A 14,056-nucleotide genomic window follows, 5' to 3' on the forward strand; every position below is an offset into this window, starting at 1 on the left:
TGTTAACAGATCATTATTTGGAAATGCCGGAACATTTAATTCTTTATAACGATAATCATTCGCTGTTTCCGGATAAAATCCTTTAAAGTCACTTATATTTTATACTATTCTTCATTTCAATACAACAGTATGTTTCAGATTTATCAATTTCATTTGTTTCAACTGTCTTTTCTTTTGTCCCGCTTACGGGGCTCAATGGAAAGGATGCAGGAACATACCGCGTAAATATCAGCATCACCGCTATGGGCCTCTTTGTATTTTTCCACCTTCCTTTTGACGCGCTGCAACGCATTGTCAATGGATTTAATATGCCGGTGCAGCTCTCTGGCCGTCTCCTGGTACGATTTTCCGTCCAGGTAATTCATGAAAACTTCCCACTCCAGATCACTGAGGATCATGTTCATCTTATTTTTAATTTCGATAAACTCTTCCCTCCGGATGATCATCTCTTCCGGATTCACCACTTTGGTGCCGCTGGAAATCACGTCCAGCAGGGTCCGGTCCGAATCCTGTTCATAAATGGGCTTATTCAATGACACATAGGAATTCAGCGGAATATGCTTTTGCCGGGTCGCGGTTTTAATGGCCGTTATAATCTGACGGGTTACGCACAACTCCGCAAAAGAGCGGAATGACGCCTGTTTTTCCCGCCGGAAATCCCGGATTGCTTTATAGAGGCCTATCATCCCTTCCTGAATGATATCTTCCCGTTCCGCCCCGATCAGGAAATAACTTTTAGCTTTTCCCCGCACAAAATTGCGATACTTATGCAGCAGATATTCCTGGGCCAATACACTGTTTTCCGCATTTGCCAGTTCAACAATGTCCTCATCCGGCATATCGGTAAATCTGGCGTAGGGATCGCCGGTCACCCCGTTCATCTATTCTCCACCTTCCAGTAATAGCAAGATAATTCTCTCCCACCCGGGCGGCTGTTTCTTACGTATATTTAAATTATACACGACAGACTGTTGCAACGTCAAACAAAGCGCAGCTCCAAGACCGGAACTCACGTTGCCAGGCTGCAGCATCCGTTATTATTAATAACGGTAAGCCGGCTTATCCACGTCTTAACCTTTCCAGATGCGATGCCACATCCCCGTCAATACGGCCACCCAGTTCCCGCCGGCCTGAACTGCCCGGCAGTTTGTCTATTTTTTCTTTAATTTCTTTTTTTGTCTTATAATAAATTTCCCGGAACTCACGGGCGGAAATGCGGAGTGCTCCGGAGCCGAGCACGCTGTCCTGTTCGGCTTTATCGCTGGTAACAACAAAGACTTTGATCCCCTTCCTGGCAATCTGATACGTTTCCCGTTCGATCCAGCTGTCCGCCGTTTCCTGTTCGGCAGTATAAATTACCGTACACCCGCGGATGTGTTCTGTTGCTTCCGGTCCTTTTGCATCCATCGCGTCAAACACAACAACGGCGTTATAGCCATGAAAGGACGAAAACTCCGCGACCCTGTCTATCAGCATATCACGCGCGTGTTCCAGGTCAGTATCCCGTGTCCCCGCAAAATCCTGCCAGTTATTGATGACGTTGTATCCGTCAACCAGGTAATACTCTTTCATTTCGCGGCCTTCTGCATCCGCTGCCGTACCACTTCATACAGCAGAATGGCTCCTGCCGCGGACGCATTCAGGGAGTTTACGCCTCCCTGCATGGGTATCCGGACAAGCATATCGCAGTTTTCCTTTACCAGATGTCCCATACCTTTGCCTTCTGCGCCGACTACCAGTACAAGAGGACGGTCCAGATCTGTTTCAAAATACAGGCTGTCCCCTTCCATGTCTGCCCCGACGACCCAGAATCCCTGTTCTTTTAAGCTCCGCAACGTCTGGACAATATTACCGATTTGTACTACCGGCACATAATTAACAGCTCCGGCAGAGATCTTTGCCACAACCATGTTCAGCGGGCAGCTTCGCCGCCTGGGCAATAAAACACCGTGTACCCCGGCAGCGTCTGCGCTGCGGATCAGGGCACCGACGTTCTGCGGATCCTGCAATTCGTCCAGCAGAAGCAAAAACGGCATTTCGTTCCGGGACGCAGCCCGTTCCAAAACCGTTTCCAAAGAACTGAACGCAATGGGGGATGCCAATGCCACAATCCCCTGGTGACGTATTCCCGGAGCCAGCCTGTCCAGTTTTTCGGGCTGTACATATTCTACCGGTACGGCCGCACTCTGTGCCGCCACGATAATTTTTCCCAGGCTGCCGCCCTGCAGCCCCGCTTTAATGAGAATCTTATTGACCGGACGTCTGCTGGACAAAGCCTCAAACACCGCATTACGCCCGGCAACGATTTCTTCTGTCATAAACGCTCCTTTAAGGGAACTCTGATTAACCCATCAGGCACACCTGCCTGATCAGGTTCTCCTTAAACAAACCGGCAGCAGAAATACCGCCGGATATAAAAGCCTGAACCTGCGCTTTTCTTAATCGTTTTTGCCAGGCAAAAACAGTTCCGCAACCTCTTTGCCTTCGGCCTGATGCTGTTTTACTTTCGGCAAAATACCGCAGCTCATCTTTCCTTCTTTACAGGTACCTTTGGCCACACAGTCCGGGCCCGCTTTTTCAAACAAAACAGGCGCCACTTTACGGCATTCCGTCAGCATCTTCCAGGCCAGTTCGCGGATTTCCCACTGCGCACGGTTGCAGCAGCGTAAATTGAAGAAATTGTAGAGTGAACGGGCATTAAAGGTGCAGACGATTTTCGTTTCTGCCGCATTCGGCAGTACATACCGCGCATCTTCGTTGGCAATGCCGTAATGGTCCGTCAGATCATTATACAGATCCTGCAGATTCTGCATGCATGCCTCAAATTTAGCTTTTGCTTCGGGAATTGCCGCAATAGCAGGAGGCATGATCGATTCAAAATTGTGTTCTTTTACATACCGCTGGGACTGCTGCGAATACGAAGCGATCCTGTGACGGACAAGCTGATGCGTCAGAACACGGGAAACGCCCTCGATAGCAAACGTAAAGGTTACATGTTCAATCGGAGAGAAATGGCCCATGCGCACCAGCATACGGACCAGGCGCGCCGCTTCCTCATCGCTCATCTTTTCCTGGAGTTCCGTAACTCCTACCGGAGAATAACACAGGCGTGCGCTTAATGCCACTGATTTGTCCGGATCCGGAGTATGTCTTACTAATACAACCTTCATGATAGTCCCTCCCCTTTTCAGATCTTCTCTTCTATATTAATTCCGTTATAGTAACGAAAGGTCCCGCATTTCCCGGGAAATCACCTGAAACGACTGTTCCAGCAAACGCTCCAGCCGTTCCTCCTGATCTGTCAGAAGCAGCCAGCCGCATAAGGCTTCCAGTGCTGTGGCCGAGCGATATTCGCTCACGCTGGCGCTTTTGGGCACCATGGACTTGGCGTTGCGGCCCCTGTGCACAACCGCCGCTTCCTTTTCTGACAAACCTGCTTCCAGAATGTGCATGGCTTTGGCCTGCATCACGGCAGATACCATTTTTGCCGCAATCGTATGGATCACTTGTACATGACTGGAAGACGGCAGCAGGCGCATACGGACATAAAACGTAAACACGCTGTCACCGATCAGGGCCAGTACAATCGGATTCATCTGACCGGGATCAGGCAATGGTCTTCCTTCTTCCTGACAGATTGCCAGTGCGTGCTGTTTTAACTGTTGAAATCGGGTAAATTTCACTGCTTTTTCCACCGTGCGCCCTGGGGCGTATCTTCAATCACGATGCCCAGCTCGCCCAATTTATTGCGGATGGCATCCGCCTGGGCGTAGTTTTTAGCCTTACGGGCATCCTGGCGCAATTCCAGCAGCAGCTGCATCAGCTGTTCCGTCAGTCCGCCATCACCATCGTTCCCTGCAGCTTCCGCTTCCCCTTCCAACACGCCGATAATGGAGCAGAATTCAGCAAAAACTTTGCTCATCATATCCACTAATTTCCCGTCCGTGGCTACATTACCGGAATCAGCCTGCGCTTTGTAAACGTTAATCTCTTTTGCCAGCGCGAACATATGGCTGATAGCCAGAGCCGTATTGAAATCATCACGCATGGCTTCCATAAAATCATTGCGAAGCTGTTCGACTTTGCCGCGTAAAGCCATGCTCTCTTCGGTCGGACCGCCGCTGATGACCTTTCTCAAGGCTGCCAGATTTTCTTTTGCCGTACGCAGGCGCTGCAGGCTCGCATCGGCCTCTTTCAGCCGCGCATCGCTAAAGTCCAGCGGACTGCGGTAATGGGTGGAAACGATAAAGAAACGTAATGTTTCCGGGGCAAAATGTTCCAGAATGTCTTTTACCGTAAAGAAATTGCCAAGTGATTTTGACATTTTTTCTTCATTAACAGTAATAAACCCATTGTGGAGCCAGTAGCGCACAAAGGGATGAACACCGGTGGCCCCTTCCGACTGGGCAATTTCATTTTCATGGTGCGGGAAGATCAGATCGCTGCCGCCGCCATGGAAATCAAAGGAAGAGCCCAGATATTTCATGCTCATGGTAGAGCATTCAATATGCCAGCCGGGCCGCCCTTTGCCCCAGGGAGAATCCCAGGCCGGTTCACCGGGTTTGGCCGCTTTCCACAGAGCAAAGTCCATGGGATTCTGTTTCCGGTCGTCCACATCCACCCGGGCCCCTGCCAGCATATCGTTCAGATCCCGGCCGGAAAGGCAGCCGTAACGCGGGAATTTTTCCACGCTGTAATATACATCGCCGTCCACCACATAGGCGAATCCGTTATCGATCAATGCCTGGACCGTGTTGATAATGTCCGGAATATGGCGGGATACCCGGGGATAAATCTGAACGCGGCGGACATTCAGCTTGTCCATCACCTCAAAGTACGATTCGATGTAACGGCCGCAGATATCACTCCACTGTACACCCTCCGCATTCGCTGTATTGATAATCTTATCATCCACGTCGGTAAAATTCTGCACATGCAGCACATCGTACCCTTCATGTTCCAGGAAACGGTGGATCACATCCCAGGTCACAAAGGGGCGGGCGTTGCCGATATGCGGATGGTTATACGGGGTTACGCCGCAGACATAAATGCTCGCCTTCCCCGGATTCATTGGAACAAATTCTTCTTTTTTGCGTGTCATCGTATTGTAAACTTTAATTGCCATTCTGTGTTACTCCTTGTCAGTTATAAAGAAACCCCTGCTTTTTCCAGGCTCTTCAAGATTCTCTTCTCCGTGCGTTCCAGACCGAACAGCGGGATCATTTCCGCCAGTTCCGGACCGTGCTGGTTCCCTGTCAGCGTTACACGGATCGGCATGTACACCTGCTGCCCTTTCAGCTTGTTTGCTTTCTGGACTTTCTTGAAGGCGGCTTTTACCGTATCCCGGTTTAATTCCGGAAGTGCTTTAAGTTCTTCCAATAAAGCTTTCATGACCATGGGAGCCGTTTCTTCCTTCAGCACGGCAGCGGCTTCTTCGTTTTCAAACTCGAAGTCGTCGCTGAAATACATGGAAACCTTTTCCGGTATCTGGGCGCCGTAATCAATCTGGGTCTGGGCGGTTGCCACGACCTTCTTCAGCCATTCCAGCTTTGCACCGTCCTCATCGCCGGTCATATAGCCGGCTTCTTTCATAAACGGCACAGCCAGTTCCCAGAACGCTTCGGCAGACATTTTGCGGATATGCTGCCCGTTGATCCAGTCCAGTTTCTTAAAATCAAATACAGCAGGATTTTTAGCCACACGGTCCAGGGAAAATTCCTGAATCGCTTCTGCCATGGTAAAGATTTCCTTCTCCCCGGGAGGAGCCCAGCCCAGCAACGCAAGGAAATTATTCAGGCCGGCCGGAATATATCCCTTCTGGCGGTACGCGTCCAGAGAAGTCGCGCCATGCCGTTTGCTCATCTTCGTATGGTCAGTTCCCAGAATCAGGGAAACATGGCCGAACACCGGTTTTTCGAAGCCTAATGCATCATACACCAGCAATTGTCTGGGCGTATTGGATAAATGTTCCTCCGCCCGGATGACATGGGTCACATGCATAAGGCTGTCGTCAATAACCACAGCATAATTATAGGTAGGAATTCCGTCAGATTTGACAATGACAAAATCCCCGATGCCGTTGGAATCAAATTCCACATCGCCACGAATCAGGTCGTGGACAACGATCTTTTCGTTGGGCGGCACACGCAGACGGACCGAAGGTTTGCGGCCTTCCGCTTCATATTTCGCAATCTGTTCCGGCGTCAGTTCCCTGCATTTTCCCATATAGCGCGGCATTTTTCCCTCTTTCAGAAGGCTTTGCCGTTCTTCCTCCAGTTCTTCCGGCGTACAGTAACAGTAGTAAGCTTTCCCTTCTGCCAGGAGCTGGTCTGTATATTTCTTATAGATGTCCAGACGTTCCATCTGACGGTACGGGCCATACGGGCCACCCACATCAACGCCTTCATCCCAGTCCATGCCCAGCCACCGTAAGGAATTTTTAATATTCTCTTCCGATTCCGGCGTAGAGCGTTTCCGATCCGTATCTTCAATACGGAGCACCATCTTGCCGCCTAATTTTCTGGCCAGCAGCCAGTTAAACAGCGCGCTGCGGGCGCCGCCGATATGAAATGGCCCGGTAGGGCTTGGCGCAAAGCGTACACGAATTTCCTGTGACATTGAAAATCCCTCCAAAAATGATATTCAAACTCTTACTATAACTAATAATTATTAATAAACTTTATACAGACAGCCTTACAGAAAAAGTACCCGGCCGTCACATTATACATCATAAAAACTGCCTGAGCCTCAGGCTCTTATGATACTGGCCACCGCTTCCGCAGCGATGCCTTCGCCTCTTCCGGCAAACCCGAGTTTTTCCGTAGTCGTCGCTTTTATATTCACTGCGTCTTCCGTAATGCCCAGATCGTTTGCAACCAGCTCCCGCATGGCTGCGATATACGGAGCTAATTTAGGACGTTGCGCAATAATAGTCACATCCGCATTATTGACCTGCCATCCGTCTTTCTGGAGCATTTCCACAACAACGCGCAGAAGACGCCGGCTGTCGGCCCCCTCGTATTTATCATCCGTATCAGGAAAATGTTTCCCGATATCCCCTTTGCCCGCTGCCCCCAGCAGGGCATCCATCAGGGCATGCAACGCCACATCCGCATCGCTGTGCCCCAGCAGCCCTCTTTCATAAGGTACCCGGACCCCTGCCAGAATCAGGGCCCTGTTTTCCACAAGGGCATGTACATCAAAACCGGTTCCTACTCTGAACTGCATCTTTCAAATCTCCATTCACCCGTAAACGGCGTCAAAACATAGTAATGAATTATCGTTTCCCGCAATTATCCTTTAGCGGGACTCTCTTCTATCATTATTCAGAACGACTCTGTTTTTCCAAAATCTTTTCAGCCAACAGCAAATCTTCCGGTGTCGTAACCTTAATGTTTTCATAAGAGCCTTCCGCGACAGCCACCGGATGACCCGACGCCTCCACCAGAGATGCGTCATCCGTCACCGCAACAGGATGCTCTTTTAAAAAATCATAGCCTTTGCGCAACACATTTATCTCAAAAATCTGCGGGGTCTGGACAGCGCATAAAGAGGACCTGTCCGGTGTGGACACGACAATGCCCCGGGCATCCACGATTTTCACCGTGTCTTTCAAAGGTACGGCCGCAATGGCAGCCCCGCATTCTTTTGCCCTTGCGAACGTGCGGGCAAAGACTTCTGTTCCCGCAAAAGGCCGGGCTCCATCGTGCACCGCCACATAACCGCTTTCATCCGTGACCAGCGCCAGACCGTTGGCAACAGAATCCTGCCGTTCCCTGCCTCCGGCCGTAACCTGCCAGCTTAAACCCGGAAAACGGTCCCGGTATTCTTTCAGCATCAATTCTGTTTCCGTTATCTCCCAGGCTCTCGTCACAACAATTACACGCCGGACCATCCCGGTTTCCGCCAGCATCTTCATGCATAAGACCAGCAGCGGAATGTCCCGGATCGTGATAAACGCCTTATTTTTCCCAAAGCCCATGCGCCTTCCTGCACCGGCAGCCGGGACAATTACGGTCAGCAAATCTTTCATGTTCCCTCCGCCCCGGCCAATACATCATGGACTTCATGATTCTTAGGTACCTTGGCAAAAATCATACGGCCGGCCGATGTCTGCAGCACAGAGGTTACGGCTATACGAATCTTATTGCCTATATATTTGCGCCCTCCCTCTACAACGATCATCGTGCCATCCTGCAGATAGGCAATCGCCTGCCCGCTTTCTTTTCCTTCCCGGAGCAAATAGACCGTCATTTCTTCCCCGGGAATCACGACCGGCTTCACCGCGTTGGCCAGATCGTTAATATTCAACACCCGGATTCCCTGGATAGACGCTACCTTATTCAGATTAAAATCGTTGGTAACAATCATGGAACCGGTATCCTTCGCAAGGGCGATCAGCTTGCTGTCAACGTCCTTGATCATTTCATATTCCATATCATTCACGATGACAACGTGGGGAAAGATTTCCTGCAGTTCGTGAATAAAATCCAGCCCCCGCCGCCCTTTTGCACGTTTCAGATTGTCCGAAGAGTCAGAAAGACGCTGTAATTCATCCAATACAAAACGGGGGATCACAAGGTTCCCTTCCAGAAAACCGGTCTTCAGGATATCCGAAATCCTTCCGTCGATAATCACACTGGTATCCAGCAGCTTATTGGACGCTGCCAGTTCAACAGGCAGGGAATCCGCGTCAACCACCGCGTCCTCCTGCTGATCCAGCTCCATTTCCTCCGTCTTGACAGGAAGGTCCTTTCCTTGCGCCCGGGAACGGTAAAACAGCCCCAGGATGTCTTTGCTTTTGTGGGAAGCAACTTTGGCTCCCGTTAATGCCAGAATGATGCTCAGAACAATCGGAATATAAGGGCCTACAATAGGCAGACGCGAAAACGGGGCGCCAATCAGATTCGCCAGAATCAGGCCCACCAGCACGCCGATCAGGGAAACAATAATATCGGCAGAAGGCACTTTGGCAAGAACAGAGGCCACAATTTCCGAATATTTCAGCAGGAATTTAATCAGAAAGGGCGTAATGACCCAGCCGATCCAGCCGAAAAACAATACGCTTACTATGGCAAAGAGCCAGTGGATATAAGAATAACCCAACAGTCCTGTGGAATGGATATTATAGCCGAGAAAATATGAAATTTGAGGAAGCAGCTGTTCCATAAGTATAAGTCCGGTTACAGTTAAAAGCACGGCTATCGCTGCAGTGAGTATTCTTCGTAACATGGCTATCCTCCTTTCCTCAAAACTCATAAGCATTCAAAAGATAACACTTATCCATCATACTTATTTTTATATTTTACTACATATTTCGGTTTTATAACAGTATTAAAAGCGTTTTTTCACAAAAAATAAATGTCAGAACGTGAATTCTGACATTATTATCGAAGACTTGTATTTGATACCCGGTGCACACGGTATGTCACGCAATGTGCAGCGCCTTGTCGATCCATTTCTCTGCGGATTCAATATTGCTGTTTTTAACGATCATAATCTCACTGGCCAGAATCTGCCTGGCGTTCCCCAGCAGACGGCGCTCCCCGGTAGAAAGACGTTTCTGTTTATCCTGCCGCGCCAGAATGCTGATCACTTCTGCCAGATCCAAAACATCCCCGCTTTTCATTTTATCAATATAAATCGTAAAACGGCGGTTCCAGGTAATGCTTTTCAGATTATTGACCACTTCGGTTTCCAAAACTTTCTGTATTTCTTTCATCTTGCTTTTGGGAATAATCGGGCGAAGCCCGACCTTTTCCAGATTACATACAGGTATACGTACTTTCATGTTTCCCAAAAACATGGAAAGCACTAAATATTTTGTTGGCTGTGCTTCATACACCCGTTCCTCAACTGCTTCTATCTGACCTGCGCCATGCATCGGATATACTACTTTGTCACCAACCGAAAACATCGGAAACCTCCATACAGAATACCAGGGGAAAACTAAAAAACTTTAGTTAAACAAAGCATATTGAATACATACATATTATATCATGATTTTTTGCAGGCGTCAAAGATTTTCATTATATATCAGTGTATGCACGCTGTCAACCCATAATCGGCCGATTACATGAATTTATTTAAATAATGTCTGAATTGCCTCTTCCACTGTCCGTACTCTGATAATTTCACCCCTGAATTCTGTCGGCAGGCGCAGCTTTGCATCCGGGACAACAAATCTGCCAAAACCCAGCTTGGCCGCATCCGCAATACGGCGTTCCATGGCCTGTACGCGCCGCACTTCACCCGTAAGCCCTACTTCCCCGAAAATAACCGTTCCGCCGGGAACCGGACGGTTCCGGTAGCTGGAAAACAGCGCTGCCAGAACAGGCAGGTCAGCCGCGGTTTCATTGACTCTGATGCCCCCTACCACATTGACATAGACATCATGGGTTCCGAAATCCAGCCCCATCCGGCGTTCCAGGACCGCAATCAGCATATTGACCCGGTTATAATCAAAGCCAACCGCAGTCCTCCGGGGCATGCCATACGGGGTACGGGCCGCCAGCGCCTGGAACTCTACCATGACAGGACGGTTCCCTTCCAGGCAGCCTCCGATTGCCGTGCCCGGCACCTCGTTTACTCTCTCCTCCAGAAAAAGCCCGGCCGGATTGGGAACCTCCGCCAGTCCCCCCTGCTCCATGGAAAAAATCCCGCACTCCTCCGTGGAGCCGAAACGGTTTTTCAGGGCACGTAATACGCGGAATGCGTAGCTGCGTTCCCCTTCAAACTGAAGGACAACGTCCACCATATGCTCCAGCAGGCGCGGACCGGCAATGTTTCCATCCTTTGTCATATGCCCGATGATCAGCACCGCCGTGCCGGAAGTCTTGGCATACCGCAGCAGCCTTGCCGTGCATTCCCGCACCTGTCCCACACTGCCCGCCGACGTTTCCAGATCGCCTGTGTACATAGTCTGGATAGAATCGATGACCAGGAGCCCCGGTTTTTCATGTTCGGCCTGAAGCAGGATATTGCCAATCTCCGAAGCGGTCATGATCAGAAGAGAATCCGTGCAGGTCCCCAGACGGCCGGCCCGCATGGCAGTCTGCTCCTCCGACTCTTCGCCGGAAACATACAAAACTTTTATCTGTTTCTGGCTGAAACGCATGGCCGCGTCCAGAAGGATCGTGGATTTACCGATACCGGGATCGCCACTTAACAGCACAAGGCTTCCGGGAACAATCCCCCCACCCAATACCCTGTCAAATTCATGGATGCCGGTTTCCATACGGCGGACAGATCCGGCCGCGACGCTGCTGACGGTCCTCGGCCTGGTGTTCCCGGCATAATGGACATACCCCTGTTCTTTTGACTTGGTTTCCAATTGTTCGCTGAAAGAGTTCCATGTTCCACATTCCGGGCATTTCCCTAACCAGGAAGCCGTCACATAGCCGCAATTCTGGCAGACATAGCTAACCTTTGCCTTTGTTTTAGCCATAATTCTGTTCCTCTTGTACCGGCACCATGTTTTCCGTATCAGCCTCTTTCATACGGGAAAAACTGAAATCTCCCGCCATCACATCAATCAGTATTTCATCTCCGGCAGCAAACGTCCTTTCCAGATACAGATCTGCCAGTTTATCTTCAATTTCTTTCTGTAAAGCGCGCCGCAGCGGACGGGCGCCGTACCGGACATCCATCCCCGACTGCAGCAGCTTGTCTCTGGCGGCCGCTGTCATACGCAGGCGCATCCCCGTATCCCGGAGCCGCTTCTGCAGGTCCTCCAGCATCTTGTCCACAATCTGGGCCAGTTCCTTTTTGCCTAACGGGTCGAATACCACAATCTCATCCAGCCGGTTTAAAAACTCCGGACGGAAAATATCTTTGATCCCCTGCAGGACGTTCTGTTTCTGATTTGCCACAGCGGTATCCGCATCGGCCGCGAAACCCAGGCTGCGCCTGTCGCTCATCATCTCCGCGCAGGCATTGCTTGTCATCAGGATTACGCAGTTGCGGAAATCCACTGTCACGCCCTGGCCGTCGGTCAGCCTCCCGTCTTCCATAATCTGCAGGAGCAGGTTGAATATATCGGGATGGGCTTTTTCGATCTCATCCAGCAATACGATGGAATAGGGGCGGCGTTTCACAGCGGAAGTAAGACGGCCGCCTTCTTCATAACCCACATAACCGGGAGGAGCGCCGATAAGGCGGGAAGCGGTATGCTTCTCCATGTACTCGCTCATATCAAAACGCAGCAACGCTCTTTCATCCCCGAACAGATTCTCTGCCAGCGCCTTTGCCAGTTCTGTCTTCCCGACGCCCGTAGGCCCAAGGAACAGGAAAGAACCCATCGGCCGGTGGGGATCTTTCAGACCCGCCCGGGCGCGCCGCACGGCCTGGGCCACGGCTTTCACCGCCTTGCCCTGGCCCACGATACGTTCATGCAGGGCCTCCTCCAGCTGCAGCAGACTGCTGGATTCCGCCGCGTTCAGCCGAGTCAGCGGAATGTTCGTCCACTGGGAAATAATCTGGCGTACCGTGTCCGCATCCACAACCGGATCGCCCATCTGTCCCGAGTAATCCTTGCTGCTGTGGAGCCGCACGGAAGCACAGGCTTCATCCAATATGTCAATCGCCTTGTCAGGCAGGTTTCTGTCCGTTATATACCGGTCCGATAATTTTACGGCCGCTTCCAGCGCATCTTCCGTAACCTGAACATGGTGATACTTTTCATAGCGTCCGCACAGCCGCTTCAGTATTTTCAAGGCCGACGCCGCATCCGGCGCATCCACGCGGACCGGCTGGAAACGCCGCTCCAGCGCCGCGTCTTTCTCTACGCTTTTGCGGTAATCTTCCAGCGTGGTTGCCCCGATTACATGCAGCTCCCCTCTGGCCAGGGCAGGTTTGATGATATTGGCGATATTCATGGTGCCGTCGCCGCCGTTCATCAGCATCTGCAGTTCATCCATAAAGAGGATGATCCGGGGACAGCGTTTGACCGCTTCAATGATATCCCGCAAACGTTCTTCCAGTTCCCCCCTGTACTTGGCACCAGCAACCACATAGCCCAGTTCCAGGGAAAAAATAATCTTATCCGAGAGAAACTCAGGAGCCTCCCCGTTCACGATCCGCTGGGCCAGACCTTCCGCAACCGCTGTTTTCCCCACGCCGGATTCCCCGATCAGGACCGGGTTGTTCTTAGTACGCCGGCACAAGATCCGCATTACGTGCTCCAGTTCCTTTTCCCGGCCCAGCACCGGATCCAGCTTATCCTGTGCGGCCAGTTCGTTCAGATTGCGCCCGAAGCCTTTCAGAAGTTTTAACGCCTTTTGCATTTCCGCTTCTGCTTTTTCCTTCTTCGCCTGTGATTTGAACTTATTCTTTTCCGGCAGGGAATGGGTCTTGATAAACTCTTCGTGCATCATGACCTGCACCCGGTTCATATCGATAGCAAAACGTTGCAGAACCCGTTCCGCCACACAGCCGTCTTCCGCCAGCAGACCCAGCAGGATATGGCCGGAGCTGATCAGGTAGAGCCCGTCCGCATCCGCAAAGGATTTGGCGTATTCCATAGCCCTGGAAGCCTCTTTAGTATAGGTGACGGGATTGGCGCCTTCTGCGCTTTTCCCCATCCACGTCTCCAGTTCTCCCAGCAGCGTATACTTATCCACGCCGCACCGCAGCAGGAGATGCGCTGCCTGGCTTTCCGGCTCCTGCAGCATGGCCCATAAAATATGTTCCGTGCCGATTTCTTCCTGCTGACGCTGGTTCGCTGTACGGCGCGCGGTGGCCAGAATCCTTTCCGCCAACTCGGTATAGAAATGATTCTTCTGGCCAACAGCTTCTTCATAATAATTCTGTTCCGCCAGTTTGCGCAGCGGCTTAAAAATTTCTTCCAGAATATTGCGGGCCCCTTCCCCGTTCTGGCCGGACAGGACCCCTTCTGTCGCAAACTCTTTGGCGCAGGTCTCACAAAGCCATTTGCTGACCCGCGTATTGTTAACGACGCAAACTACATTTACCGTGGCTTCCCGTTTGCCACACCGTTCACATAACATCATATCCTCCTTGCCGGAAAAAACATTGTCCCGGCACATGATCCTTCACT

General features: G+C 51.0%; 13 protein-coding genes. All 13 read right to left on the bottom strand.

All coding sequences use genetic code 11. The annotated features are described in order from the left end of the window. Window positions 1-158 precede the first annotated feature (158 nt). Window positions 159-881 (bottom strand): RNA polymerase sporulation sigma factor SigH, encoded by a 723-nt coding sequence (gene sigH / locus BM159_RS00500; RefSeq protein WP_093912309.1) that lies wholly within the window; start codon window positions 879-881, stop codon window positions 159-161. Window positions 882-1,059: 178 nt separating this feature from the next. Then, window positions 1,060-1,572: an NYN domain-containing protein gene (locus BM159_RS00505; protein ID WP_093912310.1), complete on the bottom strand. Its 513-nt coding sequence runs from the start codon at window positions 1,570-1,572 to the stop codon at window positions 1,060-1,062. Further along, window positions 1,569-2,318, bottom strand: a complete 750-nt coding sequence (gene rlmB / locus BM159_RS00510) for a 23S rRNA (guanosine(2251)-2'-O)-methyltransferase RlmB (protein WP_093912311.1) — start codon at window positions 2,316-2,318, stop codon at window positions 1,569-1,571. Before rlmB ends, BM159_RS00505 begins: the two co-directional genes overlap by 4 nt. 120 nt (window positions 2,319-2,438) lie before the next feature. Further along, a complete protein-coding gene (gene thyX, locus BM159_RS00515) occupies window positions 2,439-3,170 on the bottom strand; it encodes an FAD-dependent thymidylate synthase (protein WP_093912312.1) in 732 nt (243 codons plus the stop codon). 45 nt (window positions 3,171-3,215) lie between these two features. Continuing rightward, the gene (locus BM159_RS00520; RefSeq protein ID WP_245763591.1) at window positions 3,216-3,596 is read right to left on the bottom strand and encodes a Mini-ribonuclease 3; all 381 of its coding nucleotides are present in this window, start codon (window positions 3,594-3,596) and stop codon (window positions 3,216-3,218) included. 83 nt (window positions 3,597-3,679) lie between these two features. Then, window positions 3,680-5,125, bottom strand: coding sequence for a cysteine--tRNA ligase (gene cysS / locus BM159_RS00525; protein WP_093912313.1), 1,446 nt, complete (start codon window positions 5,123-5,125; stop codon window positions 3,680-3,682). Window positions 5,126-5,145: 20 nt separating this feature from the next. After that, complete coding sequence (gene gltX / locus BM159_RS00530; protein WP_093912314.1) at window positions 5,146-6,618, bottom strand: glutamate--tRNA ligase; 1,473 nt, start codon at window positions 6,616-6,618, stop codon at window positions 5,146-5,148. 129 nt (window positions 6,619-6,747) lie between these two features. After that, window positions 6,748-7,227: a 2-C-methyl-D-erythritol 2,4-cyclodiphosphate synthase gene (gene ispF, locus BM159_RS00535; RefSeq protein ID WP_093912315.1), complete on the bottom strand. Its 480-nt coding sequence runs from the start codon at window positions 7,225-7,227 to the stop codon at window positions 6,748-6,750. A 94-nt stretch (window positions 7,228-7,321) separates the two neighbouring features. After that, window positions 7,322-8,032 (bottom strand): 2-C-methyl-D-erythritol 4-phosphate cytidylyltransferase, encoded by a 711-nt coding sequence (ispD, locus tag BM159_RS00540; RefSeq protein ID WP_093912316.1) that lies wholly within the window; start codon window positions 8,030-8,032, stop codon window positions 7,322-7,324. After that, complete coding sequence (locus BM159_RS00545; RefSeq protein WP_093912317.1) at window positions 8,029-9,231, bottom strand: PIN/TRAM domain-containing protein; 1,203 nt, start codon at window positions 9,229-9,231, stop codon at window positions 8,029-8,031. Before BM159_RS00545 ends, ispD begins: the two co-directional genes overlap by 4 nt. A gap of 196 nt (window positions 9,232-9,427) precedes the next feature. Continuing rightward, the gene (locus tag BM159_RS00550) at window positions 9,428-9,916 is read right to left on the bottom strand and encodes a CarD family transcriptional regulator (RefSeq protein ID WP_093912318.1); all 489 of its coding nucleotides are present in this window, start codon (window positions 9,914-9,916) and stop codon (window positions 9,428-9,430) included. Window positions 9,917-10,081: 165 nt separating this feature from the next. After that, window positions 10,082-11,446 (bottom strand): DNA repair protein RadA, encoded by a 1,365-nt coding sequence (radA, locus tag BM159_RS00555; RefSeq protein ID WP_093912319.1) that lies wholly within the window; start codon window positions 11,444-11,446, stop codon window positions 10,082-10,084. Next, window positions 11,439-14,009 (bottom strand): ATP-dependent Clp protease ATP-binding subunit, encoded by a 2,571-nt coding sequence (locus tag BM159_RS00560; RefSeq protein ID WP_177205831.1) that lies wholly within the window; start codon window positions 14,007-14,009, stop codon window positions 11,439-11,441. Before BM159_RS00560 ends, radA begins: the two co-directional genes overlap by 8 nt. Window positions 14,010-14,056: the final 47 nt, after the last annotated feature.

The sequence above is a fragment of the Succiniclasticum ruminis DSM 9236 genome, from assembly GCF_900112895.1.
Taxonomy (GTDB): domain Bacteria; phylum Bacillota; class Negativicutes; order Acidaminococcales; family Acidaminococcaceae; genus Succiniclasticum; species Succiniclasticum ruminis.

Coding starts and splice junctions, on each gene's coding strand:
- sigH (WP_093912309.1), bottom strand. CDS start 881: ATGAACGGGGTGACCGGCGATCCCTACGCCAGATTTACCGATATGCCG.
- BM159_RS00505 (WP_093912310.1), bottom strand. CDS start 1,572: ATGAAAGAGTATTACCTGGTTGACGGATACAACGTCATCAATAACTGG.
- rlmB (WP_093912311.1), bottom strand. CDS start 2,318: ATGACAGAAGAAATCGTTGCCGGGCGTAATGCGGTGTTTGAGGCTTTG.
- thyX (WP_093912312.1), bottom strand. CDS start 3,170: ATGAAGGTTGTATTAGTAAGACATACTCCGGATCCGGACAAATCAGTG.
- BM159_RS00520 (WP_245763591.1), bottom strand. CDS start 3,596: ATGAATCCGATTGTACTGGCCCTGATCGGTGACAGCGTGTTTACGTTT.
- cysS (WP_093912313.1), bottom strand. CDS start 5,125: ATGGCAATTAAAGTTTACAATACGATGACACGCAAAAAAGAAGAATTT.
- gltX (WP_093912314.1), bottom strand. CDS start 6,618: ATGTCACAGGAAATTCGTGTACGCTTTGCGCCAAGCCCTACCGGGCCA.
- ispF (WP_093912315.1), bottom strand. CDS start 7,227: ATGCAGTTCAGAGTAGGAACCGGTTTTGATGTACATGCCCTTGTGGAA.
- ispD (WP_093912316.1), bottom strand. CDS start 8,032: ATGAAAGATTTGCTGACCGTAATTGTCCCGGCTGCCGGTGCAGGAAGG.
- BM159_RS00545 (WP_093912317.1), bottom strand. CDS start 9,231: ATGTTACGAAGAATACTCACTGCAGCGATAGCCGTGCTTTTAACTGTA.
- BM159_RS00550 (WP_093912318.1), bottom strand. CDS start 9,916: ATGTTTTCGGTTGGTGACAAAGTAGTATATCCGATGCATGGCGCAGGT.
- radA (WP_093912319.1), bottom strand. CDS start 11,446: ATGGCTAAAACAAAGGCAAAGGTTAGCTATGTCTGCCAGAATTGCGGC.
- BM159_RS00560 (WP_177205831.1), bottom strand. CDS start 14,009: ATGATGTTATGTGAACGGTGTGGCAAACGGGAAGCCACGGTAAATGTA.